This window comes from Phenylobacterium deserti (assembly GCF_003254705.1).
Classification (GTDB): domain Bacteria; phylum Pseudomonadota; class Alphaproteobacteria; order Caulobacterales; family Caulobacteraceae; genus Phenylobacterium; species Phenylobacterium deserti.
Genome location: NZ_QFYR01000005.1, coordinates 208,150 through 231,381, shown reverse-complemented (window position 1 = coordinate 231,381; position 23,232 = coordinate 208,150). Strand labels below are relative to the sequence as shown.

Below are 23,232 nucleotides of genomic sequence, written 5' to 3'. Positions count from 1 at the left end.
GCCCCGGAGATCGCTCTCCGGGGCAGCATTCCTATCCAGCTTTCGCCAGGCCTATTCGGCCAGCTCCGGCGTGGGATCCTCGGTCGGCGTCTCGATGATCGGGGCGCCGGGCTCGCGGTTCTCGCCTTCGATCTCGAAGGCCAGCTTGCCGTCCTTGAGCACCACGCGGACGTGGCCGCCCTTGACCAGCCGGCCGAACAGGATCTCGTCCGCCAGCGGCTTCTTGATGTTCTCCTGGATGACCCGGGCCAGCGGCCGGGCGCCATAGAGTTCGTCGAAGCCGTTCTTCGCCAGCCAATCGGCCGCGTCGTCCGAAGTCTCGATGGTGACGTGACGGTCCGCCAGCTGGGCTTCCAGCTGCATGACGAACTTCTGCACCACCTGGCGGATGATCTCCGCCGTGAGGCCGCGGAACTGAACGATGGCGTCCAGGCGGTTGCGGAACTCCGGCGTGAAGACCCGCTTCAGCGCTTCTTCCACCTCGTCCTCGGCCTTGCCGCGGCCGAAACCGATGGAGTTGCGCTGGGCGTCGGAGGCCCCCGCGTTGGTGGTCATGATCAGGACCACGTTGCGGAAGTCGATCTTCTTGCCGTTCGAGTCGGTCAGCTGCCCGTTGTCCATCACCTGCAGGAGGATGTTGTAGACGTCCGGGTGGGCCTTCTCGATCTCGTCCAGCAGGACCACGGCGTGCGGATGCTGGTCGACCGCGTCGGTCAGCAGACCGCCTTGGTCGAAGCCGACATAGCCCGGAGGCGCGCCGATCAGACGGCTCACCGTGTGGCGCTCCATGTACTCGGACATGTCGAACCGCAGCAGCTCGATCCCGAGGGTCGCCGCCAGCTGGCGGGCGGTCTCGGTCTTGCCGGTGCCGGTCGGACCCGAGAACAGGTACGAGCCGATGGGCTTGTTGGCGTCCCGCAGGCCGGCCCGCGCCATCTTCATGGCGGCGGAGAGCTGCTCGATCGCATCGTCCTGGCCGTAGACCGCGCGCTTCAGGTCGCTTTCCAGCTGCTTCAGCGCTTCCGTGTCCGTCTTGGAGACCGACTTCGGCGGGATGCGGGCGATCTTGGCGACAACGCCTTCGACCTCCTTCAGCCCGATGGTCTTCTTCCGCTTGCCTTCCGGCAGCAGCATCTGGCTCGCGCCCGCCTCGTCGATGATGTCGATCGCCTTGTCGGGCAGCTTGCGGTCCGTGATGTACTTGGCCGACAGCTCCACGGCGGCGCGGATGGCGTCGTTCGTGTAGCGGAGCTTGTGGAAGTCCTCGTAGTAGGTCTTCAGGCCCTTCAGGATCTTGATCGTGTCTTCGACGGTCGGCTCGTTGACGTCGATCTTCTGGAAGCGACGGACGAGGGCGCGATCCTTTTCGAAGTGCTGACGGAACTCCTTGTAGGTCGTCGAGCCCATGCAGCGCAGGGCGCCCGAGGCCAGAGCCGGCTTCAGCAGGTTCGAGGCGTCCATGGCCCCGCCGCTGGTCGCGCCGGCGCCGATGACCGTGTGGATCTCGTCGATGAACAGGATCGCGTCGGGGTGGTTTTCCAGCTCCTTGACGACCTGCTTGATCCGCTCCTCGAAGTCGCCGCGATAACGGGTGCCAGCCAGCAGCGCGCCCATGTCGAGCGAGAAGATGGTGGCGCCCGCCAGGACGTCCGGGACCTGCTTGTTGACAATCTTGCGCGCCAGGCCTTCCGCGATCGCGGTCTTGCCGACGCCGGGGTCGCCCACCAGCAGGGGGTTGTTCTTGGTCCGGCGGCAGAGGATCTGGATGCAGCGCTCGACCTCGCCGGCCCGCCCGATCAGGGGGTCGACCTTGCCCTGGCGCGACTTCTCATTGAGGTTCACGCAGTAGGCTTCGAGCGCTTCGCCGCCAGTCTTCACCGAAGGCTTGTCCTCGTCGTCCGTCGCGCCCTTGACGGGCTTGGCTTCGGAAGCGCCGGCCTTCTTGGCGATGCCGTGCGCGATGTAGTTCACCGCGTCGTACCGCGTCATGTCCTGCTCCTGCAGGAAGTAGGCGGCATGGCTTTCGCGTTCGGAGAAGATCGCCACCAGCACGTTCGCGCCGGTGACTTCCTCGCGGCCGGAGGATTGCACGTGAATGACGGCGCGCTGGATGACGCGCTGGAAGCCGGCAGTCGGCTTGGCGTCCTCGCCGTCGTCGACCACGAGCGAGCGAAGCTCGTTGTCCACGTAATTGGTTAGGGTTGTGCGGAGTGCGCCGAGGTCGACGTCGCAAGCGCGCATGACGCTAGCGGCGTCTTCGTCGTCTACCAGCGAAAGCAGAAGATGCTCGAGTGTAGCGTACTCGTGCTTGCGCTGATTGGCGTAGGCGACGGCGCGATGAAGGGACTCTTCGAGCTGGCGCGAAAATGAAGGCAAGAGGCCTTAATCCTTTTCCATGGTGCACTGGAGCGGGTGTTGATGCCGCCGTGCCGTATCAACGACCTGGGCCACTTTTGTTTCCGCCACTTCGTACGTGAACACCCCGCAAACACCCACCCCGTGCTGGTGGACATGCAGCATGATCCGAGTCGCATCTTCGCGCGACTTATTGAAGAACTGCTCAAGTACATAAACGACGAATTCCATAGGCGTATAATCGTCGTTCAACAGAAGCACTCGATACATCGAAGGCTTCTGCGTCTTGGGCTTGGTCTGAGTGATCACAGACGAGCGAACGCCGGTGTTGTTGTCACCTGGGCTGCGCTCGGCCATGGCACGGATCTCCTGACGGCGAGAGCCTGCCGTCCTTGCTGAATTAGATATGTCAAACATTCGGGTTTGGAAGGGGTCGGATCCAAAGGAACAGCGGGTGTGCTCGCGATGAGCACAGAACGCCTCCAGAAGAGGCGCTATGTTGAAGGATATCAATCCTCCTTGAGCGCGGCCTTTGCACGCAAAATCCGGCCTGAGGTGACCGCCTCGGCGCCGAATCTCGCACGCAGGGCGTCGAGGGTGGATTCGCCAGCCCTGGCGCGCCGCTCTTCTCCCGCGAAGAAGTCGGAAGCCGACCCCTCGGCGTCAACCAGGTCGGCGATGCCGATCCCGATCAGCCGCCAGGGTTTGTGCCCTGCCTCGCGCGCCAGCAGTTCGCGCCCGACCGCGAACAGGGTCTTGGCCGTCTGGGTGGCCACCGGCAGGGTCCGCCGCCGCGTGACGATCTTGAAGTCGGTGGCGCGCAGCTTCAGGGTCACGACGCGGCCGGCCACCCCGGCTTGCCGGGCCTGACGGGCGACTTTCTCGCACAGCGGCGCAAGGCGATCTTCCAAGGCCCCGACATCGGTCAGGTCCGCGTTGAAGGTGGTCTCGGCGCTGATCCCCTTGCGATCTTCGTCCGGGTTGACGTGCCGGCTGTCGCGGCCGTGCGCCAGCTCATGGAGCCGCAGGCCGTGTGCGCCCCATCGGCCCGCCAGATCCTTCACGTCGGCGCGCGCCAGGTCGCCGACAGTGCGGAAGCCGGCCTTCTGCAGCGACGCCGCCATCGCCGGTCCGACGCCCGGCAGGATGGCGACCGGCCTCGGCGCCAGGAAGCTCTGCGCCTCCTTTGCGCCGATCACCGAGAAACCGCGTGGCTTGTCGAGATCGGACGCGATCTTGGCCAGGAACTTGTTGGCGGAAAGTCCGATGGAGACGGTGAGGCCCGTTTCGGCTTCGATCCGCGCCTGCAGCCTGGCCAGGGTCAGGGCCGGCGAGGCGCCGTGCAGCCGCTCGGTCCCCGACAGGTCCATCCAGGCCTCGTCCAGCGACAGGTTCTGGATTAGGGGCGTCAGCTCGCCCGCCATGCCCAGGATCCGCCGGCTCTCGAACTTGTACTTGCTGAAGTCCGGCTTGATCACCACCGCCTGCGGGCAGGCCTTCAGCGCCTTGAACATCGGCATGGCCGAACGCACGCCGCTGATGCGAGCGATGTAGCAGCAGGTCGTGACGACGCCACGCTTGCCGCCTCCCACGATCACCGGCACGTCGCGCAGTTCCGGCCGGTCGCGTTTCTCGACCGAGGCGTAGAAGGCGTCACAGTCCATGTGGGCGATGGACAGCTGCTCCAGCTCCTCGTGCGCCACGATGCGCGGCGACGCGCAGGAGGGGCAGCGGCGCACGGCCTGAGCGCCCTGCCAGAAGCAGTCGCGGCAGAAAGCCGTCATCGGCGCGCCCGCTGAACCATGGGGCGCAGATATACCTGATTTGTTCCTGGCGCGCTGCGGCCGATCAGCGTCAGGGCAGGCCCTGGATCTTGGCGACGTTGGTCTTTGGGATCGCCAGCTGGAAAGGCCCGCCTTTCGCCCGGTCGCGTGACAGCTCGGCCCATGCGCTCGCGAAGGCGGCCGGCGTGCCGGCGGCGGAACCCGTCCGCTGGATCTTCACCGGTCGGGCGGCGAGGGCGGTGCTGAGCGCCGCCCACAGATCCAGATCTTCTTCGGTCGCCTCGCCGCCGCTGGAGGCTTCTGCGATCGTCTTGGGAACGGTCGCTAGGAATCCGTTGGTGGTCGTCAGGACGATCTCGTCCTTGCCGGCCGGCGCGGCTTTCAGCGCGGCCTGCAGCGCCAGGAGCAGGGCGCGCTGTTCGCTGACCCGGCGCTCGCCGCCGGCCCAGGCGCGGGTCTCGCCTCCGCCGTGCAGCACGAACGTCCAGCCGACGGCGCGGAAGGCGGGCAGATATGCGGCTTCAAGCCAGATGCGGAAGGCGGACATGGCGGCGCCTCTAGCACCCGTGCCGGCGCCTGCGCTAGGCGGCCTCTGCCGCCAGGGCGGCCGCGGCCGCGACCTGCGCAGGCGTGAACAGTGCCTTGTGGAGCAGGCTGGCGCAGTCCTCCACATTCGCGGGGCGTGAGCTCGAGAACAGCACGGTGCCCTGCGGGTTCTGGGTCAGGGCGTGGGCCAGGAGGATCTGGGCGGTGGCGCTGGCGTCTTCGGGGTCGAGGCCGGTGGCTTGGGCCCACCTCGCCCGGAAGGGATCGTCGTCTTCCAGTCGGGCGAGCAGCGGGCGCAGGCCCCTAGCGAGCACCGAGTGGGTGATCAGGTAGGCGTCGGAATAAGCCAGACGCTCCACGCCAGGACTCCAGACGCTGTCGGCCAGCTGCAAGATGGGCGGCGGGGAAGCGGCGGCGGAGATGCGGATCGCCTGGTCGAGGGAGGGCGCCGCGCCCCAGGCCAGGATCTTGCCGGATCGCAGCAGCGAGAGGATGACCTCCTGGACGGCCGGACGCTCCAGGTCCTCCAGGCTGCACTCGTGCAGCAGCAGCGCGTCGAGGTAGTCAGTCCGCAGCTCGCGCAGGCTGGTCTCCACGCTGGCGCGCAACTGCGCGGGCTCGAAGCAGCCGAACACCGGCTCGGGCGGGGGCGGCACCGGCAGCTTGAGGGGCGAGAAGCGGTTTGCTCGCAGCCCGATGCGCCGCGCCCATTTGTTGGCGGCCGAGGCCTTGGCCGGCAGGATGCCCGCCTTGCTGGTGATGATCACCTTGTGGCGTTTCGCACCCAGCGTCTCACCCAGCAGCCCCTCGGCTTGACCCTCGCCATACAGCCGGGCGGTGTCGAAGTAAGTGACGCCCGCCTCGAGAGCTACGGCCAGCACATGCAGGCTGTTCTCCCGCTGCCGGTCCCCCAACAGTCCGCCGCATCCGAAGCCCAGCCGGGGCGCCTCTGGAATGGGCCGCACTGCCGGCCGTGCGGCGGCGTCCGACGCCACCACAAATTGTGCTTGCCCCACGGAACTGCCCCTTGTGCTGAAGGTTGAACCTTGGCCGGTAACGTTCGATTAACCATAACGCTCCGGCGCAGGGAGGCTCTCGATGCAACTCACCTCCGCGCTGCGGAGCGCGGCGAGGCGTGCAAGCGGTGACGCGCTGAGCCGACCTCACACGTTTGACGCGATTGTGATCGGCGCGGGAGCCGCGGGGGGGCTGGCCGCGGAGCTGTTGACCCGGCGTGGCTTGGAGGTCCTCGTGCTGGACGCCGGCCATTGGCCAGGCGCCCTGCGCTGGGCGGCGGGGAAGGCGGTCTCCACGGTCGCGAACCCGGACGCTTTGCCGTTTTTGCCGCCAGGCCTGCTCTACAAAGGGCGCCGCGCGCTGCGCCTGCTCGGCGGCCTGCGGCAGCCGGTGCAGACCGACTGCTACGCCTGGGAGCGGGCGCCGACCGCCTTTGTCGACGACATCGACTGTCCCTACAGCACGCCGCCGGGCCGACCCTTCGTGTGGATCCGGGCCCGCACGCTTGGCGGCCGCGTCGTTGTTCCGGGACATGGCCGGCAGTACTTCCGCTTCGGGCCGGCGGATTTCGCGTCCGCAGATGGGGAGAGCCCGCCTTGGCCCCTGCAGCCCGGCGAGCTGGATCGCTGGTACGCCGTGGCGGAGCGCCGCCTGCACCTTTCCGGCCGGCGCGAGGGCGCGCCTTGGCTGCCCGACAGCGAGATCAGTCGCGAGCTGGAGCCGCTGCCGGCCGAGCAGGACCTCATGGATCGCATCAGCGCCCGATGGCCCGACGCCTGGCCGGTGCTGGGCCGGTTCGCGCCGCCGCCCGACACCTTGGCCACAGCCGCCGAAACTGGCCGGCTCGCCTTGCGCCAGGGGGCGGTGGTGCACGGCATCAAGACCGACCCGGCCGGCCGCGTTCGCGCCGTCCAATGGATCGACGCCCTGACGGGCGAGCGCCTCGAGGCTTCAGCCCCGGTGGTTTTCCTCTGCGCCTCGTGCCTGGAGAGCACGCGCATCCTGATGATGTCAGGCCTGGGCGGCCCCTCCGGCGCCCTCGGCCGCTACCTCATGGATCACGTCACCATCAAGGTGGACGGCGTCGGGGGACGGCTGCCAGGCCCCGAAGCGGTACGGATGGAGGACGGACGCAACGTCTACCTGCCTCGCTTCGATGCGCGCATGGGCGAGCGCGACAGCTCGCGTGGCTTCGGGGTGCAGGTCTATCGCACCTCGATCGGCGGCGGCCGCTCGTTCTTCACCGCCGTGGCCTTCTCGGAAATGCTGCCGCGCGCGCGCAATCACGTGCGCCTCGACCCGATCCGCAAGGACCGGTGGGGCCTGCCGGTGCTGCACATCGACTGCGCCCACAGCCGTTTCGAACGGCGCATGGCCCTCAGCCAGGCGCAAGCCCTGCGTGAGCTCGCGGACGTGGCGGGCATCCAGGTCCACCATCTCAGCGAGACGCCTTCCGTGCCGGGCTCGGCCGTGCACGAAACCGGCACGGCGCGCATGGGGCGCGATCCTGAGACGTCGGTGCTCGATCCGGACAACCAGTGCTGGGCCGCCCGAGGTCTGTATGTCACCGACAGCTCATCGTTCCCGTCGCAAGGCAGCCAGAACCCGACCCTGACGGTGATGGCCCTGACCGCGCGGGCTTGCGAGCACGCCCTGCAGCGAGGCGGCGAGAGCCTCTCTGTTCCTGAGCGGGCGCTTACCCCCGAGATGGCCTGACGGCAGCGATCGCGCCCTCGATGGCCTCGGCCAGTTCGGCCCAGTCGTCGATCCGCACGTGACGCGGCGAAGTGGGCGCAAGGCCGCGCAGCCGCTCGTCGGCGACGTGCTGGAAGGTGGCGGTGTCAGGCGCGTGTTCCGCCACCGAGTCGAGGTTCGAGAGCAGGTCGTCCACAAAGGCGGAGGCGCCCCGCGTCTGGCGGACCAGCGCCGCGGTGATCGGCCCCTTCGGCCCGGTGTTGAGGATCAACGGGTGCGGCAAGCCGTGGCGTTTCAGCCAGTCTGCCCGCAGCTGTTCGGCGTCCGCCGGCGCGTTCGACAGGATCAGGATCTCCGCGCGACGGCTCAGGCGCTGCAGCGCCTCGACCGCGCCGGGCGTCGGCTCGATCTCGCCGCAGCCGGTGCGGAAGAACTCGTCGAACAAGCGCTGGCCGTCCTCCACCGGCAGATGCTGGGTCTCGCCGGGGCGGTAGATGTTCTGGAACAGGGCGAAACGGTCGACGCGGAACTCCAGCCCTCGCGATTCGAGGAACGCGCCAAAGCCTTGCATGAACAGGCCGAGCACCTCGTCCACATCGACCACAACAAGCGGTCTCTCGCTCGAAAGGCCGAGTTCGTGCAAGGCGGGGACAGGACGGGCAGGCGGCGGCCCCAAGCGGCGCTCCCTTCGCGGCTAACGAAGTTTAAGGATATCCGTGTGATCAACGCACGACGAGTAGGGACGGCGGGCCTCGGCGGTCATCCCTAGGAATTGCGCCGGGAAGCGAATGGCCAAGAAGGTCCTCATCGTCGAGGATAACGAGCTGAACATGAAGCTCTTTCATGATCTGCTCGAAGCCCAAGGGTACGAGACCCTGGAGACCCGCGAGGGGCTTCAGGCGCTTTCCATCGCCCGCGAGCATCGTCCCGATCTGATTCTGATGGACATCCAGCTTCCGGAAATCTCCGGCCTGGAAGTCACCAAGTGGCTGAAGGAAGACGAGGAACTTGCCTCGATCCCGGTGGTCGCTGTGACCGCATTCGCGATGAAGGGTGACGAGGAACGCATTCGCGAAGGCGGCTGCGAGGCCTACATCTCCAAGCCGATCTCGGTGGTCCACTTCCTGGACACCATTCGCCGCCTGCTGGACTGAGGACGTGTCCGCACGGATCCTGGTTGTCGACGACGTCGAGGCGAACGTCCGGCTGCTCGAAGCCAAGCTCACCGCCGAATACTATGAGGTGCTGACGGCGCCGGACGGACCGACCGCCCTGGCGGTTGCGGCCGCCGAGAAGCCGGACATCGTGCTGCTGGACGTCATGATGCCGGGGATGGACGGCTTCTCCGTCTGCCGACGGCTGAAGGACGACCCCGCGACGCGGCACGTGCCGGTGGTGCTGGTCACCGCCCTGGACGGGCGCGCAGATCGCGTTGCAGGCCTCGAGGCCGGCGCCGACGACTTCCTGACCAAGCCCATCGACGACGTCATGCTCTTCGCCCGGGTGCGCAGCCTGACCCGACTGAAGGCTGTGATCGATGAGCTGCGGCAGCGCGAGGCGTCCGGCCGGCGCATGGGCGTCATCGCCGGCGCTGCCTCGCGCCTCGGCGGCGCGGGCGGCCGTATCCTGATCGTGGACGACTACGAGAGGCAGGGGCAGCGTCTCTGCGCCGAGCTATCGATCGAGCACCGGCCCGTGCTGGAAAGCGATCCGCACAAGGCGCTGCTCAGCGCCCGCGGCCCGGTGGACCTGGTGATCGTGAACGCCGCGGCGAAGGCCTTCGACGGTTTGCGATTCGCCGCGCAGCTGCGCTCGGACCAGGTCACCCGCAACCTGCCCATTCTGGCGCTGGTGGACTTCGACGAGCGCCCGCGTCTGATCAAGGCGCTGGAGATCGGGGTGAACGACCTGCTGTCGCGACCGGTCGATCCGGGCGAGCTGTCGGCGCGCGCCAAGACGCAGATCCGGCGCAAGCGTTACACGGACTATCTGCGCAACAACCTCGACCATTCTCTGGAGCTGGCGGTCACCGACCAACTCACCGGCCTTCACAATCGCCGCTACATGGCGGGCCAACTCGAGGCGCTGCTTCAGCGGGCGGCGATGGGCGGGGAGCCTGTGGCCGTGCTCGCGATCGACATCGACCACTTCAAGAAGATCAACGACAGCTTCGGCCACGATGTCGGCGACGAGGTGCTGCGCGAGTTCGCCGTGCGTCTGGCCTCCAACGTGCGCGCTGTCGACCTGCCGGTTCGTTACGGTGGCGAGGAGTTCGTCGTGGTGATGCCCGACACCCACCTGGAAGACGCCGAGCGCATCGCCGAACGAATCCGCCTGCACGTGGCCGGCTCGCCGTTCCGGATCATGGACGGTCAGGAACTGCTCAGCGTCACCATCTCGATCGGAGTGGCAGCCAGCCTGGGCGGCGAGTCCCGTCCCGAGCCGCTGCTGAAGCGCGCTGATGCGGCCATGTACGAGGCCAAAGCCTCGGGCCGCAACCGCGTCATCGCCGGCGCAGCCTGAACTCCACAAAGCAAAACGCCCGGCGGTGGGCCGGGCGTTTCGAGAAATCTGCCTGAAGGCGATCTTACTTGATCTTGCCTTCGCGGAATTCGACGTGCTTGCGCGCGATGGGATCGTACTTCTTCATCACGAGCTTGTCGGTCTTCGTGCGGGCGTTCTTCTTGGTGACGTAGAAGAAGCCGGTGTCCGCCGTCGAGTTCAGGCGGATCTTGATGGAAGCGGGTTTCGCCATGATGGGTCCTCGGGCGGGGCCAAGCGGATGCGCCCCGCCGGCGGGTGTTCGAAAGAGCGGCGGAAAATACGAATCCGCGCGCGGAAGTCAACCGCTGAGCTAGCGGTCGCTCTGCATATGCGCCGCGAAGGCGTCCGTGAAGTCTGGATGCCACCGCGACAGCGCCGGGCGGTTCTCGATAACGTCCCCCATCGCCCAGGCCATGCGCTTCTCGTCCATCTCGCGGGTGACGTTGTTGTCTGGGCAAAGAATGTAGAAGTCGCCGCGCGCCAGGCTGGCCAGCATGAAGTCGACCACCTGCTCGCCGGTCCAGGCGCCCGCAGGCTTCTCAGCGACGCCCGTGATGCCGGTGAAGGTGAAACCGGGGATCAGCAGGTGGGCGCTGATCGCGGTCCCAGGCGTGTTGCGCAGCTCATGCGCCAGGGCCTCCGTATAGGCCTTCAAGGCGGCCTTCGAGACATTGTAGGCCGCGTTGCCTGGCGGGGTGGTGATGCCCTGCTTGGAGCCTGTGTTGATCACCACACGCGGCTCCGTGTCGGCGACCATTTGCGGCAGAAAGGCCTGCACCCCGTGGATCACGCCCCAGAGGTTCACGTCCAGCATTCGCCGCCACCCGGCGAGGTTCTCCCCAACACCGCCTGGATTGTCCCCGATGCCCGCGTTGTTCATCAGCACGTTGGGCGCGCCGAACTGCGATGCGGTCCGCTCCGCAAGGACCTGCAGGTCCTCGAAGCGTGACACGTCGGTGGGAACGGCGAGCACGTCGTCCGGTGCGTGGGCCAGTCCCGCCGCCTCGGCCGCAGCGGCGTCCAGCTTTTCGCCGCCCAAGTCGGCCAGGACCACCTTCAAGCCCATCTGCGCGAACCGCTTCGCGGCGGCCAGGCCGATGCCGCTCGCCGCGCCTGTGATGACAGCGACCTTGCCCGGCGACAGCGCGGGCAGGGAGGATGCTTGGGACATGGGATCTCTCCAGTGGCGGGAGGCGCTAGATGGGCCCGATAAGACGTCCGGCCAAGTCCCTCACAGCGCGTCGATGCGCACAGCGCCGTGACGGAACCGCATGTACGGTCGCGGACGCTCAGGGTGCTCAAGCCGGGCCAGGGTTTCCCGCACCATGCCGCGGGTGATCTGCGGCAGCGGCAGGCTTAGCGCCTCATCGTGGGTGAACCAGCCGATCTCCTCCAGTTCGCCGCTGTCCGGCCGCCGATCGAGGCTCATCAGACGTTCAGCGTCGGCCATCAGGAACCAGGTGTCGAACCGCTTCCCGATGGCCGGCGGCGTCACCGCCCGGGCCAGGATCTCCACGGCCGCGAGATCGGGCAGGGCGCCATGCGCCAGAAACTCGCGCCAGGGTCCAGCCGCTGGTCGCGCGGGCGCAGGGCGTGCAAGCAGCAGGCCTGCCTCCTCAAAGGTCTCCCGGATCGCCGCCAGCGCCAGGGCGCGGCCCCTCGCGGCTGAGGCATGCGCCTCGAAAGTGGCGGCGACCTCCGCACGAAGGTCCGTCCCGTGCGGTGCGCGGTAGTCGGCCCGGTCGACACGTCCGCCGGGAAAGACCCAAAGGTTGGGCATGAAGCTGTGGCCGCCGCTGCGGCGACCCATCAGGATGCGCGGCGCGGCCCCGTCGCGCCGCACCAGGATCAGGGTCGCAGCGTCCTTTGGGCGAACCGCGCGGGCCCCGGCGATGCGGGGCGGCCCCTCGGGCTTCTCGATCTTCTCGAACTCAGACACGATCGCAGCCTTAGCACCGAGCCCGGAGCTTCGAAGAGCGACCTCGGGTCACCGACGGCGAGAGCCCTTCTTCTTCGACTGCTTCTTCTCGGTCTGCCCGCGCTTTGGGCCGCGGTCCAATGATCGTCCTGCGCCGCCCCCCGGCCGACGATCGTTGCGCGCGCGCAACCCTAGTCTCGGCCGTGGCGCGGTCCGGTCCGGTGGAGCCGGCTCGCTGAGCATCTCGAACAGCAGCCCGCCAGTGATCGGCGTCGCCTCCGTGAGTTTGACCTCCACGTTCATGCCGAGCGGCCAGCGCGCGCCGCTGCGCTCGCCCACCAGAGCGTGGGCGCGATCGTCGTGGATGAAGAACTCGCCGCCCAGGCTTGAGACCGGCACCAGTCCGTCCGCGCCGGTGTCCGCCAGTCGAACGAACAGGCCGAACCGCGTCACCCCGGTGATCTTGCCCTGGAAGGTCGCGCCGACCTTGTCGGACAGGAACGACGCCACATAGCGGTCGGTGGCGTCGCGCTCGGCGGCCATGGCGCGCCGCTCGGCGGCGGTGATCCGCTCGGCCGTATCCTTGATCATCGCCACGTCCTGGTCGGTCAGGCCGTCGTCACCGAGCTTCAGCGCGCGGATCAGGGCGCGGTGCACGATCAAGTCGGCGTAGCGGCGGATGGGCGAGGTGTAGTGGGCGTAGCGGGCGAGGTTCAGGCCATAGTGGCCGATGTTGTCGCTCGAGTAGTGCGCCTGCATCTGGGTGCGCAGGACGACCTCGTTCACGATGTCGAAGTGCGGCGTGTCACGGACCTGGTCGAGCAGGCGGTTGAACCGCTCAGTGCGCGGCGCCTCGCCCTTGGTCCAGGCGATGTTCAGCGTCGACAGGAAGTCGACCAGGTTCATCAGCTTCTCGGGGCTTGGCTCGTCGTGCACCCGATAGACCAGCGGCGTGCGCTTGGACTCCAGGGTTTCGGCCGCGCAGACGTTCGCCTGGATCATCATTTCCTCGATCAGCCGGTGGGCTTCCAGCGAGGTGCGGGGCGTGATCGAGACGACCTTGCCTTCCTTGTCGATGACGATCTTGCGCTCGGTGCTCTCGATGGCCACCGGCGAGCGGGCGTCTCGTCCCTTCTTCATGGTTTCGTAGGCGGCCCAGAGCGGCTTCAGGATGGTCTCCAGGATCGGCCCGGTCTTGTCGTCCGGCTTGCCGTCGATCGCCGCCTGCGCCTGCTCGTAGGACAGCTTGGCCGCCGAGCGCATCAGCCCGCGGACGAAGCGGTGCGAGCGCTTGCGTCCGTCGGCCCCGAACACCATTCGTACCGCCATGGTGGCGCGGTTCTCGCCCTCACGAAGCGAGCATAGGCCATTCGACAGCCGCTCGGGCAGCATCGGCTCCACCCGGTCGGGGAAGTAGACGCTGTTGCCCTTGTTACGGGCTTCACGGTCGAGCGCCGAACCGGAACGGACGTAGGCGGCGACGTCGGCGATGGCGACCCAGACGATCCAGCCGCCGGGGTTGCCTTCGTCGGTGTCCGGCTCCGCGTAGACGGCGTCGTCGTGGTCTCGCGCGTCAGCCGGGTCGATCGTGATCAGCGGCACGTCCCGCAGGTCCTCTCGGCCGGACAGCGTCGGCTGCTCGGCCTGCTCGGCTTCCGCCTCCGCCGCCTCGCTGAAGCCGGTCGGGATGCCGTGCGAGTGAATGGCGATCAGCGAGGCGGCCCGGGGCTCGTCCTCCCGGCCGACGACCTCCAGCACCTTGCCGCGATGCGGACCGTAGCGCTTCTCCTGGGCGCCCACGGCGGCCAAGACCAGATCGCCGTCTCGCAGCTTCTCGCCGTCCTCAGCGCTCAGCAGCAGGCTGTCCTTGACCCGGCGGTCCACCGGCTCGACGCGCACCTCCCGCCGGCCCTTGCGGATCACACCGAGTATCCGGTGAGCGCTCTGGCCCAGGCGCTTGATCAGGCGGGCTTCGTACTCGCCGCTCTCCAGGCGCACGAAGCGGACCAGCAGGCGGTCGCCCAAGCCGGGCGCCTGGCCGGCCTCGGCCTCGCGGTCAGGCGCCAGGATCACCAGCGGCGCGTCCTCGCCCTTAACCAGCTTCACCAGCAGTTCGCCGTCCGCATCGCGTTCGGAAACGTCCACGACGCCGACTTCGGGCAGGGCGCCGACTTGCGCAAAGCCGCTCCGGCCCCGGCGAGCCACCGTGCCTTCGCCCTCCAACTCCTTCAGCATCTCACGCAACGCGCGGCGGTCCGCGCCTTTCAGCCCGAACGCGCGGGCGATCGCCGCCCGATCGGCTTCACCCGTTTCGCGCAGGTAATTGACCAGCGTGTCCCGATCAGGGAGCCCCTGCGGCTGACGCGAGGTCGAACGGGGCGGCTTGGGCGTGCGAGGAGGACGGGCCATGGTGCTGTGTTAGCACCAAACGCCTCCTCGGCTCCCGAGTTCTTGTTCAGCTCGAACGCCGCGCAGCCGCGGCGGCGAAGGCGGGGCGGAAACGGAGGCGGTCAGGCCTCCTCCGCCACCTTCTTCTTGGACGCGGTCTTCTTGGCGGGCGCCTTCTTGGCCGCGGTGGTCTTTTTCGCCGCCGCCTTCGGCTCAGCCTTGGCCTTGGTCGCCTTTGCGGCCTTGGCCGGCTTCTTCTTGGCCCCGCCGCCTTTGGCTTCCCGCTCGGCGATCAGGGCGACCGCCTGTTCCAGGGTGATCTCCTGCGGGTCGGCGCCCCGCGGAATGTTGGCGTTGGTGGAGCCGTGCTTGATGTAGGGCCCGTAGCGACCCGCCAGAACGCGAACCGGTTGGCCGTCCGTCGGGTGCGCGCCCAGTTCCTTCAACGCGGTGGCCTCGCCGCCTCGGCGGGCCGAAGCGCCCGCGCGCTTCTCCGCCAGGACCGAGACCGCGCGGTTCAGGCCGACCTCGAACACCTCGTCGACGCCCGACAGATTGGCGTAGGTGCCGGCGTGCTGCACAAACGGTCCGTAGCGGCCGATGCCGGCCAGGATCATCTGGCCGTCTTCCGGGTGCGGACCCACCTCACGGGGAAGCCGCAGCAGACGCAGACCCTTCTCCAGGTCCATGTCGGCGGCCGACCAACCCTTCGGCAGGCTGGAGCGCTTCGGCTTGTCCCCTTCGCCCAGCTGGACGTACGGGCCGAAGCGGCCGGACTTCAGGAACACCGTCTCCCCGGTTTCGGGATCGGTCCCGAGCTCGCGGTCGCCGCTTTCGCCGCCTTCGCCCCCTTCAGCCTGGCCGATCGGGCGAGTGTAGCGGCATTCCGGATAGTTCGAGCAGCCGACGAACGGACCGAACCGGCTGGTCTTGAGACTCAGGCGACCTGCGCCGCAGGTGGGGCAGGCGCGCTCGTCCGACCCGTCCTGCTTGGGCGGGTAGAGGAACGGCGCCAGGGCCGTGTCCAAGCTGTCCAGCACCTCGCGGGTGCGCAAGGTGCCGATCTCTTCAGTCTTGGCGTGGAAGTCCGTCCAGAAGTCGCGCAGCAGCACCTTCCAGTCGAGCTCGCCGGCCGAGACCAGGTCCAGTCGCTCCTCCAGTGCGGCCGTGAAGTCGTACTCCACGTACTTGCGGAAGAACTCCTCCAAGAAGACGGTGACCAGGCGGCCTTTGTCTTCCGGCACGAAGCGGTTCTTCTCCATCCTCACGTAGGCGCGGTCGCGCAGCACGGTCAGGATCGAGGCGTAGGTCGAGGGTCGGCCGATGCCGAGCTCTTCCATCTTCTTCACGAGGCTCGCTTCGGAGTAGCGCGGCGGCGGCTCGGTGAAGTGCTGGTCGGCCTTAGCGGCGGCGACGCGGGCGTCAGCGCCTTCGTTCACCTGAGGCAGGCGGCCGCCTTCCTCGTCGTCCGGATCGTCGCGGCCTTCTTCGTAGACCGCGAGATAGCCGTCAAACAGCACCACCTGGCCCGTGGCGCGCAGGCCGGTCTTCCCGTCCGCGCTGTCCAGGTCGATGGTCGTGCGCTCGATCCGGGCGCTTTCCATTTGCGAGGCGATCATCCGCTTCCAGATCAGCTCGTAGAGCCGGCCGAGGTCGCCATCGAGACGCAGCTTGCCCGGATTGCGGGCCAGGCTGGTCGGGCGGATCGCTTCGTGGGCCTCCTGGGCGTTCTTGGCCTTGGTAGAATAGAAGCGGGGCTTCTCCGGCACATATTCCTTGCCGTACACGCCGCCGATCACCACGCGCGCTTCGTCCAGCGCTTCCGGCGCGACCTGCACGCCGTCGGTCCGCATATAGGTGATCAGGCCGACGGTTTCGCCGCCGATGTCGACGCCCTCGTAGAGCTTCTGCGCCGCCTGCATGGTGCGCTGGGCGTTGAAGCCGAGCTTGCGGGAGGCTTCCTGCTGCAGGGTCGAGGTGGTGAAGGGCGGCGGTGGCGAGCGCTTGCCGGGCTTCTTCTCCACGGCCGAGACCTTGAAGGTCGCGGCCTTGACCGCATCGCGTGCGGCGAAGGCGGAGGTCTCGTTCGCGAGGTCGAACTTGGTGAGCCGCTTGCCCTCATGCTTCACCAGACGGGCGGTGAAGGGATCAGCGCCGGCGGAGACCTGCGCCTCCACCGTCCAGTACTCCTGGGTGCGGAAGCGCTCGATCTCGAGCTCGCGGTCGACGATCAGGCGCAGGGCCACCGACTGCACGCGGCCGGCCGAGCGGGAGCCCGGGAGCTTGCGCCAGAGAACCGGCGAAAGGGTGAAGCCCACGAGGTAGTCCAGCGCGCGGCGGGCGAGGTAGGCCTCCACCAGCTCCATGTCGAGCTCGCGCGGGTTCTTCATCGCCTCGGTGACGGCGCTCTTGGTGATGGCGTTGAACACCACCCGCTGCACCTGGGCCGACTTCAGCGCCTTCTTCTTCTGAAGCACCTCCAGCACGTGCCAGGAGATGGCCTCGCCCTCGCGATCGGGGTCAGTGGCGAGGATCAGGCGGTCGGCGCCCTTGGCGGCGTCGGCGATCTCGGCCAGCCGCTTGGCGGCCTTGCCGTCCACGTCCCAGGACATGGCGAAGTCCTCGTCCGGACGCACCGAGCCGTCCTTCGCCGGAAGGTCACGGACGTGGCCGTAGGAGGCGAGGACCTTGTAGTCCGAGCCCAGGTACTTGTTGATGGTCTTGGCCTTGGCCGGGCTCTCGACGACGACGACGTTCATTTAAGCCTGAAATCTGCCCCCTCGGGCGACGGCGCCCGAAGCAAAGTGGCCGGAAGGTGGGGGCGGCGCCCGAGGCGTGTCAACGCCCCTTGGAACCGCAGGGCGCGCGAGCCCCCTAAGGGGGCTCAACTTTCGACAGGTTGCGTGCTGCCCAGACAGGCTCAGCAGATGGCGCCCACCCGGCCGCAGCGGAAGGGATCCAGAGGGCGGCTCAGCATAGCGAGGCGGTGGCGTTCGTCGGCCCCGCGCCGCCGCTCGTGCGCGAGGCGCTGGCGCTCGTCCGCGGCCCGCCGCTGTTCGTGGGCGATCCTTTGCCGCTCGTCACGCTCCCGCTCCCGAAACACGCCGTCCGCTTCTTCCGCAGTTTCGGGGCGAACCAGGGCGGTGACCGTCACCGTCTCACCGTTGGGCATGCGGATCTCGCCGGTCTGGCCGGACCTCAGGATGGTGAATCCGGTGGTCTGCGGCGCGAACCTGCGGTTCAGGCTCGCTGTCACCAGCAACTGCTCGCCCCGCTGCTCCACGGCCGTGAACAGGGAATAGCGGCTGCCGTCTCGTTCGTAGAAGCCCGTGCGGAACTCGTCTTGCGATCCGAAGGCGGTGAGGTCGGTGATCAGGTCATGACCGTCGCGATCGGTCATGCGGGCGATCACCCGCACGGCTTCCCCCGGCTGCACGGACGACCGGCGCGCCACCGTCCAGATCTTGGTGACGTACGGCGGCGGCGCGACCAGATCGTCGGCCGCGGGCGGCGGGCTGGCGAGCGGCTCAGTCGGGCCGGCCTCTTGCTGCGTCATCACCACCACGTCGGCGGTGGCCTTGCTTGGCTGGGCTGCGGCAGGCGCGACAGTGGCCGGAGATGCCGGCGCGGGGAGGGGCGTCACCGACGGCTGCACGGGCGCCGCAACAGCCACGATCCTGAGCTCTGGCGGCCGGGCGCTCCAAGCGCCGGCGGTGAACGCGACGGCCAGACCGGCCAGCAGGACGCTTCCCGCCAGCAGGCGCCGGCGGCCGGGTTGCGGGCGCGCCAACAGGCCGATCCGCATCTGCAGCGGGCGCACCGCGGCGGCCGGCCAATAGCAGCCGAGCGGCAAGGGGCGCGCCGCCAGCTGGGTCTTGAGCATGGCCTCGGCATAGGTGCGGCGGCTGCCGGGATGGGCGGCGATCACGGCGGCGTCGCACGCCAGTTCCTGATCCATGCGCAGGAAGTGGCTCATGACATGCACCGACGGGTTGAACCAGGCGAGGCAGCGCGCCGCTGCGACCAAGGCATTGATCAGCGGGTCCTTCGCCCAGATGTGCCGCTGCTCGTGCGCCAGGATCAGCTCGCGTTCCCGTAGCGTGTACCGGGCCTCGAAGTCGCTTGGTGTGACGATCCGCGGCCGCACCACGCCGACCACCGCTGGCCCGGCGCGGCCCGCCTTCAAGGCGCGGGTGAAGCGCAGCTGGCCGATGCTCAGCCACGCCGCGCTGATCACCAGCCCGGCGCCCCAGACCATGGGCAGCCAGGGCACAGGTGTTCGCGCGGGCGCGGCCTCGACGACCTCCGCTGCTGGCGTGATGTCCCGCTGAAAGGCCGCCGCGTTCGGCCCTGCAGCCACAGCCTGGTGGGTGGTCACCACCCGCGGCGGCGCCAGCATCACAACCGCGGCGAGGAGCGGCAGCAGCCACAGGCCATAGGCTGTGCGGGCGCCGAAGTTGCGCCGGACCAGTGGACGCAGGATCAGCACCAGGGCGACCGCGCCGGTTGCCGCCAGGTTGACCCGCAAGAGGGTCTCGGCCGCTTCACTCATCATCGAGGTCCGCGATCAGCTTCTTGAGGTGCGCGATGTCCTGCGGGCTCAGCGCCCGCTGCTCGGCAAAATGCGCCACCAGCGGCGCCACCTGTCCGCCGAACAGTCGGTCCACCAGGCCCTGGCTCTCCTCCAGCACATAATCCGAGCGGGAGATCAGCGGGTGGTAAAGGTAACCGCCGGCTTCGCGGCGGCCCTCGATCGCCTTCTTCTTCAGCAGCCGGGTGATCAGGGTCTTCACGGTGCCGCTGGCCCAGCCTTGCGCCTGCCCGACTTCCGCGAACACGCCTTCCGCGGTCAGCGGACCGGCGCGCCACAGCGCGTCCATGATCTGGCTCTCGGCCGCGGAGATCTTCATGGCCACATCCTAGTCCAAACACCGTTCGCTGTGCATTACGGATAATACACGTGTAATCCAACTCGGAGTACACTTGTATCCCGCTCGAAATGGCCGCGCTTGGAGAGCGGCCGAGCGAGGAGTTCGTCGTGCGTAAGCGCATTCTGTTCGCCGCGGTCGCGGCCGTCCCAAGCCTGGCTCTGGCTCAGCAGGCCCCGTCACCCGCGCCAACCGAGACGCCAGCCCAGAAGAGCGGCGAGACGGCCGTCGGAGAAGTGGTGGTTACCGCCGAAACGCCTCAGGTCCAGACCTCCATCGACCGCCGCAGCTACAGCCTCGGCGCCGACCTGCAGGCGCAGACAGGTTCGATCGGCGACGCCCTGCGCAACGTCCCGTCGGTGGAGGTGGATGTGCAGGGCAACGTCAGCCTGCGCGGAGACAGCAACGTCACCATCCTGGTCGACGGAAAGCCCTCGACGATGTTCGAAGGCGAGAGCCGCGCCTCGTCGCTGCAGTCCATGCCGGCCAACCAGATCGAGCGGGTGGAGGTGATGACCAACCCCTCGGCGGAGTTCCGTAACGACGGCTCGGGCGTGATCAACCTGATCACCAAGAAGTCCCGCGGCGCAGGGCGGACCGGCTCCGCGCGGGTTACGGTGGCCAACGAAGGGCGAGTGAACGCCAGTCTGAACGGCGGCTACAACAGTCCTCGTCTAAGCGTCACCGCCGACCTGAACATCCGGCAGGATTCGCAGAAGCAGCTGACCACGGACGAGCGCCAGCGCCTTCATCTGACAAGCGGCGAGGCCTCCAGCGTGGCGCAGGTCCAGGACCTGAATTCCAACCTGGACTTCGACACCGCTCGGGTCGCTGTGGACTACGACCTGGACAGGAAGACCCGGCTCAGCGCCGAGCTTCGCGCCATGTACGTCGACCTGACGGTCGGCGGACCTAGCCAGGTCACGCAGACCAACGCCGCCGGGGGGCTGACCAGCGCGTTTCAACGCGACCTTGATCTGCACCAGATCCGGGCCAACGGATCGGGCACATTCACCTTCAAGCGCACCTTCGACCAGGCGGGCGAGGAGCTGACCCTGAGCGCCGCCTACGAGGCGACCAATGACGACCGTGTCCGTGCCGGCCGCACCCTGAGCTTCATCCCGATCGGGCCGGACGCCTACGATCGTCAGGAGCTGACCTTCGACTACCGGCGCACCCAGCTGAAAGGCGACTATGTGCGTCCGATCGGGGCGGCCACCCTGAAAACCGGTTTCGACCTCCAGTTCGACGACAACAGCTACCGCAACCTTGGCCTGCGCGGCGGCTCACGCGCGGCGTTGGCGGAGGACGCCAGCCTCTCCAATCTGTTCCTCTTCGAACAATCCATGGCCCAGGCCTACGTCACCTACGAGCAGCGCTTCGGCGACCTTTCGGTGCTGGCCGGGGTCCGGGGAGAGGACGTGCAGATCGACCTCGATCAGGCCACTCAGAGTCAGCAGTTTGAGAACGATTACCGGCGGCTCTATCCCAGCCTGCACCTGGGCTGGAAACTCGACGACGACCGCAAGCTGACGGCCAGCTACAGCGAGCGGGTGCAGCGGCCGAACCCGTTGCAGTTCAACAGCTTCCCGGTACTGCTTGATCCCCTAAACCTCCGCGCCGGCAACCCCGACCTGAAGCCCCAGCAGACTCGCGCCTTTGAGTTCGGCTACGAGCGCCGCGGCCCCGCCACCTTTCTCGCCACTCTCTACTATCGCCGAACGGAGAACGGCTTCGCCGACGTGGTGCGCGACATCGGCGGCGGACGTTTCCTGACCACCTCCGCCAACATCACCGAAAGCCGCGCGGCGGGCCTGGAGCTGGTGCTCAACGGCAAGCTCAATCCGAAGCTCAGCTACAACGTCAGCACCAATTTCGGCTGGACGGAAATCGAGCCGCAGCCGCTGGGCTCGCCTGAAACGCGCTCGGCTTTCACGCCGTCGGGCCGGGCCAGCCTGTCCTGGCAGATCACGCCCGACGACTTGCTGCAGGTGAACGCCTTCGTGAACGCCAAGCAGCTCACGCCTCAGGGCTATCTGGAGCCGTCGGCCGCGATCGACCTGGGCTATCGCCGCAAGCTGAATGACCGGGTGAGCCTGATCTTCCAGGTGCAGGACCTGGCGCACAGCTTCCGCCTGAAGCAGGTGATCGACACGCCGACGCTGAAGGCGCGGACCGAGAACAAATTCGACACGCGTCAGGTGCGCGCCGGCGTCATCTGGACGTTCGGAGGCGGAAAGGTCCGCGACCCGGGTTTCGACTTCGGGGGCGGACCTGCGCCCAGCCAGTAGGCCTCAGCCGGCGACCACCATGCCGCCGGGCTGCAGCTCGGCGCGGCCGGCCAGGGATAGCTCAACCAACGCCGCGAACACCGCCGGGGCGGGCGCGCCGGTCGCCCGGACGAGCTCGTCGCGGCTGACCGGCGTGGGGGACAGCAGGTCCGCCACGCGCCGGCGCAGAGCCTCGTCCGCTTCACCTGGCGGCGGGCGGTAGCGCTCGGCTGGCGGCTCGCGCCAGCCGCCGGGGCTGTCCAGCGCGCGCAGGACGTCCTCCGCGCTTTCGCAAATGGCTGCGCCCTGGCGCAGCAGGTCGTTGCAGCCGCGGGCGCGCGGATCCAGCGGCGAGCCTGGCACCGCCAGGACATCGCGGCCCTGCTCGGCGGCCAGTCGGGCGGTGATCAGCGAGCCGGATCGCAATTCCGCCTCCACCACCACCACGGCGCGCGACAGGCCGGAGATGATGCGGTTACGGCGGGGGAAGTCGCGGGCCGTCGCCTTGCGGCCGGGCGGGCTCTCGGACACGACGCAGCCTTCAGCGACAAGCCGCTCGTAGAGCCCGGAGTGCTCGGGCGGATAGACGTCGTCTACGCCCCCGCCAAGGACGGCGACGGTTCCGAAGGGCAGGGCCGCCTCGTGCGCCGCGCCGTCGATCCCGCGCGCCATGCCGGACACGACGACCAAGCCCGCTTGGCCAAGCTCGGCCGCCAAACCCCGGGCGAACCTCTGCCCGGCCGCGGAGGCGACACGTGCACCGACGATCGCCACGCTAGGCTTGTTCAGCAGGTTTGCGTTACCGCGCACCCAGATCAGCGGCGGCGCCGGGTCCAGCGCCGCTAGCGCCTGCGGGAAGTCCGGCTCGCACGAGGCGATCAGACGTGCGCCGATGGCGGCGCCGGCGGCTAGCTCCCGTTCCGCCTCCGCCTCCGGAGCAAGGGTGGCGCCGGCGCGACCGCCGCGCTGGGCCAGGCCGGGCAGGGCGGCCAGCGCCTCGGCTGCGGAGCCGTACCGCCCGATCAGGTGGTCGAAGGTGACCGGCCCGACGTTGTCCGTGCGGGCGAGCCGCAGCCAGTCGCGCCGCTCGGCGTCCGCCAGCTGGCGGATCACGCCGCGTCCTTCTTCTTGCCGATCTTCGGCTCCTCGCCGCGGATGAGGCGCTGAATGTTTGGAATGTGCCGGATGTAGATCAGCGCGGCCATGAAGATGGCCAGCCAAGCGTAGGCCACTGGGCGTCCCGTCAGGTGCACATAGACCGGCGCCAGCACCGAGGCGGTCAGCGCCGCCAGCGACGAGATCCGGAACAGGAAGGCCATCGCGATCCAGGTGGCGCCCGCCAGCAGCCCCACCGGCCAGCAGGCGGCGAGCAGGGTGCCGAAGAAGGTCGCGACGCCCTTGCCGCCTTTGAAGCCCAGCCACACTGGGAAGAGGTGGCCAAGGAAGGCCGAGCCGCCGGCCAGCGAGGTCATGGCGGCCTGCTGCGTCACCGGAGCATCGCGGGTCAGCAGCCAGCCGATCAGCACCGCGACCGCACCCTTGCCGCCGTCGCCCAGCAGGGTGATCAGCGCTAGGTCCTTTCGCCCGGTGCGCAGGACGTTGGTCGCCCCGATGTTGCCCGAGCCCACCGACCGCAGATCGCCCGCGCCGCCGAGCTTGGTGGCGATCACCCCGAACGGGATTGACCCCAGCAGGTAGCCGCCGACCAGGGCGACCGTGATGAGAACGGGACTTAGATCGAACATGCGCTTTCCCCCGACAGCCTTGAGCGTCGATAGCCTTGCTGG

At 68.3% G+C, this 23,232-nt stretch carries 19 protein-coding genes; 4 read left to right on the top strand and 15 right to left on the bottom strand.

Annotated elements, in window-relative coordinates; all coding sequences use genetic code 11:
• Positions 1 to 51: 51 nt before the first annotated feature.
• The 5 genes from clpA to DJ018_RS17805 all read right to left on the bottom strand — a co-directional run bounded on the left by clpA (position 52) and on the right by DJ018_RS17805 (position 5,701).
• Positions 52 to 2,376 carry an ATP-dependent Clp protease ATP-binding subunit ClpA gene (gene clpA / locus DJ018_RS17825; RefSeq protein ID WP_111516324.1) on the bottom strand — a complete coding sequence of 775 codons (2,325 nt, stop codon included), beginning with the start codon at positions 2,374 to 2,376 and terminating at the stop codon, positions 52 to 54.
• A gap of 6 nt (positions 2,377 to 2,382) precedes the next feature.
• Positions 2,383 to 2,712: an ATP-dependent Clp protease adapter ClpS gene (clpS, locus tag DJ018_RS17820; RefSeq protein WP_111516323.1), complete on the bottom strand. Its 330-nt coding sequence runs from the start codon at positions 2,710 to 2,712 to the stop codon at positions 2,383 to 2,385.
• Positions 2,713 to 2,864: 152 nt separating this feature from the next.
• Positions 2,865 to 4,139 carry a DNA polymerase IV gene (locus tag DJ018_RS17815; RefSeq protein WP_111516322.1) on the bottom strand — a complete coding sequence of 425 codons (1,275 nt, stop codon included), beginning with the start codon at positions 4,137 to 4,139 and terminating at the stop codon, positions 2,865 to 2,867.
• Positions 4,140 to 4,209: 70 nt separating this feature from the next.
• Positions 4,210 to 4,686, bottom strand: coding sequence for a hypothetical protein (locus DJ018_RS17810; RefSeq protein ID WP_111516321.1), 477 nt, complete (start codon positions 4,684 to 4,686; stop codon positions 4,210 to 4,212).
• Positions 4,687 to 4,720: 34 nt separating this feature from the next.
• Entirely contained in the window at positions 4,721 to 5,701 is a 981-nt protein-coding gene (locus DJ018_RS17805) for an aldo/keto reductase (protein ID WP_111516320.1), read from the bottom strand.
• Between the two features lie 82 nt (positions 5,702 to 5,783).
• Here DJ018_RS17805 and DJ018_RS17800 point away from each other — a divergent pair, with 82 nt between their 5' ends.
• The gene (locus DJ018_RS17800) at positions 5,784 to 7,418 is read left to right on the top strand and encodes a GMC oxidoreductase (RefSeq protein WP_111516319.1); all 1,635 of its coding nucleotides are present in this window, start codon (positions 5,784 to 5,786) and stop codon (positions 7,416 to 7,418) included.
• Here the strand turns inward: DJ018_RS17800 and DJ018_RS17795 are convergent.
• Entirely contained in the window at positions 7,399 to 8,073 is a 675-nt protein-coding gene (locus DJ018_RS17795) for an HAD family hydrolase (protein ID WP_240609603.1), read from the bottom strand. The two genes, DJ018_RS17800 and DJ018_RS17795, sit on opposite strands and share 20 nt — an antisense overlap.
• A 112-nt stretch (positions 8,074 to 8,185) precedes the next feature.
• On the opposite strand from DJ018_RS17795, the gene DJ018_RS17790 reads away from it, so the two are divergent.
• Together DJ018_RS17790 and DJ018_RS17785 are read left to right on the top strand one after the other, a co-directional pair.
• Entirely contained in the window at positions 8,186 to 8,551 is a 366-nt protein-coding gene (locus tag DJ018_RS17790; protein WP_111516318.1) for a response regulator, read from the top strand.
• Positions 8,552 to 8,555: 4 nt separating this feature from the next.
• The gene (locus DJ018_RS17785; RefSeq protein ID WP_111516317.1) at positions 8,556 to 9,920 is read left to right on the top strand and encodes a PleD family two-component system response regulator; all 1,365 of its coding nucleotides are present in this window, start codon (positions 8,556 to 8,558) and stop codon (positions 9,918 to 9,920) included.
• Between the two features lie 64 nt (positions 9,921 to 9,984).
• Here the strand turns inward: DJ018_RS17785 and rpmG are convergent, their stop codons facing one another.
• The 7 genes from rpmG to DJ018_RS17750 form a co-directional block, all read right to left on the bottom strand.
• Positions 9,985 to 10,152 carry a 50S ribosomal protein L33 gene (rpmG, locus tag DJ018_RS17780; protein WP_111516316.1) on the bottom strand — a complete coding sequence of 56 codons (168 nt, stop codon included), beginning with the start codon at positions 10,150 to 10,152 and terminating at the stop codon, positions 9,985 to 9,987.
• A gap of 99 nt (positions 10,153 to 10,251) precedes the next feature.
• Positions 10,252 to 11,112: an SDR family NAD(P)-dependent oxidoreductase gene (locus tag DJ018_RS17775; RefSeq protein ID WP_111516315.1), complete on the bottom strand. Its 861-nt coding sequence runs from the start codon at positions 11,110 to 11,112 to the stop codon at positions 10,252 to 10,254.
• Between the two features lie 60 nt (positions 11,113 to 11,172).
• On the bottom strand, positions 11,173 to 11,880 hold the full coding sequence (locus DJ018_RS17770; RefSeq protein WP_240609602.1) for an NUDIX hydrolase: 708 nt from the start codon (positions 11,878 to 11,880) through the stop codon (positions 11,173 to 11,175).
• Between the two features lie 48 nt (positions 11,881 to 11,928).
• The gene (gene rnr / locus DJ018_RS17765) at positions 11,929 to 14,268 is read right to left on the bottom strand and encodes a ribonuclease R (RefSeq protein ID WP_111516313.1); all 2,340 of its coding nucleotides are present in this window, start codon (positions 14,266 to 14,268) and stop codon (positions 11,929 to 11,931) included.
• Positions 14,269 to 14,369: 101 nt separating this feature from the next.
• Positions 14,370 to 17,006, bottom strand: coding sequence for a type I DNA topoisomerase (topA, locus tag DJ018_RS17760; RefSeq protein WP_111516312.1), 2,637 nt, complete (start codon positions 17,004 to 17,006; stop codon positions 14,370 to 14,372).
• Positions 17,007 to 17,167: 161 nt separating this feature from the next.
• Positions 17,168 to 18,799, bottom strand: coding sequence for a M56 family metallopeptidase (locus DJ018_RS17755; RefSeq protein WP_165842967.1), 1,632 nt, complete (start codon positions 18,797 to 18,799; stop codon positions 17,168 to 17,170).
• A complete protein-coding gene (locus tag DJ018_RS17750; protein ID WP_111516310.1) occupies positions 18,792 to 19,157 on the bottom strand; it encodes a BlaI/MecI/CopY family transcriptional regulator in 366 nt (121 codons plus the stop codon). Before DJ018_RS17750 ends, DJ018_RS17755 begins: the two co-directional genes overlap by 8 nt.
• 128 nt (positions 19,158 to 19,285) lie before the next feature.
• On the opposite strand from DJ018_RS17750, the gene DJ018_RS17745 reads away from it, so the two are divergent.
• Positions 19,286 to 21,466, top strand: a complete 2,181-nt coding sequence (locus tag DJ018_RS17745) for a TonB-dependent receptor domain-containing protein (protein ID WP_165842966.1) — start codon at positions 19,286 to 19,288, stop codon at positions 21,464 to 21,466.
• Between the two features lie 3 nt (positions 21,467 to 21,469).
• Here DJ018_RS17745 and dprA read toward each other — a convergent pair whose 3' ends face one another.
• Together dprA and plsY are read right to left on the bottom strand one after the other, a co-directional pair.
• On the bottom strand, positions 21,470 to 22,558 hold the full coding sequence (dprA, locus tag DJ018_RS17740; RefSeq protein ID WP_111516308.1) for a DNA-processing protein DprA: 1,089 nt from the start codon (positions 22,556 to 22,558) through the stop codon (positions 21,470 to 21,472).
• On the bottom strand, positions 22,555 to 23,190 hold the full coding sequence (plsY, locus tag DJ018_RS17735; protein WP_111516307.1) for a glycerol-3-phosphate 1-O-acyltransferase PlsY: 636 nt from the start codon (positions 23,188 to 23,190) through the stop codon (positions 22,555 to 22,557). Before plsY ends, dprA begins: the two co-directional genes overlap by 4 nt.
• Between the last annotated feature and the right edge of the window lie 42 nt (positions 23,191 to 23,232).

Coding starts and splice junctions, on each gene's coding strand:
- plsY (WP_111516307.1), bottom strand. CDS start 23,190: ATGTTCGATCTAAGTCCCGTTCTCATCACGGTCGCCCTGGTCGGCGGC.
- DJ018_RS17800 (WP_111516319.1), top strand. CDS start 5,784: ATGCAACTCACCTCCGCGCTGCGGAGCGCGGCGAGGCGTGCAAGCGGT.
- rnr (WP_111516313.1), bottom strand. CDS start 14,268: ATGGCCCGTCCTCCTCGCACGCCCAAGCCGCCCCGTTCGACCTCGCGT.
- DJ018_RS17775 (WP_111516315.1), bottom strand. CDS start 11,112: ATGTCCCAAGCATCCTCCCTGCCCGCGCTGTCGCCGGGCAAGGTCGCT.
- DJ018_RS17755 (WP_165842967.1), bottom strand. CDS start 18,799: ATGAGTGAAGCGGCCGAGACCCTCTTGCGGGTCAACCTGGCGGCAACC.
- rpmG (WP_111516316.1), bottom strand. CDS start 10,152: ATGGCGAAACCCGCTTCCATCAAGATCCGCCTGAACTCGACGGCGGAC.
- DJ018_RS17790 (WP_111516318.1), top strand. CDS start 8,186: ATGGCCAAGAAGGTCCTCATCGTCGAGGATAACGAGCTGAACATGAAG.
- DJ018_RS17815 (WP_111516322.1), bottom strand. CDS start 4,139: ATGACGGCTTTCTGCCGCGACTGCTTCTGGCAGGGCGCTCAGGCCGTG.
- DJ018_RS17810 (WP_111516321.1), bottom strand. CDS start 4,686: ATGTCCGCCTTCCGCATCTGGCTTGAAGCCGCATATCTGCCCGCCTTC.
- topA (WP_111516312.1), bottom strand. CDS start 17,006: ATGAACGTCGTCGTCGTCGAGAGCCCGGCCAAGGCCAAGACCATCAAC.
- clpS (WP_111516323.1), bottom strand. CDS start 2,712: ATGGCCGAGCGCAGCCCAGGTGACAACAACACCGGCGTTCGCTCGTCT.
- DJ018_RS17750 (WP_111516310.1), bottom strand. CDS start 19,157: ATGAAGATCTCCGCGGCCGAGAGCCAGATCATGGACGCGCTGTGGCGC.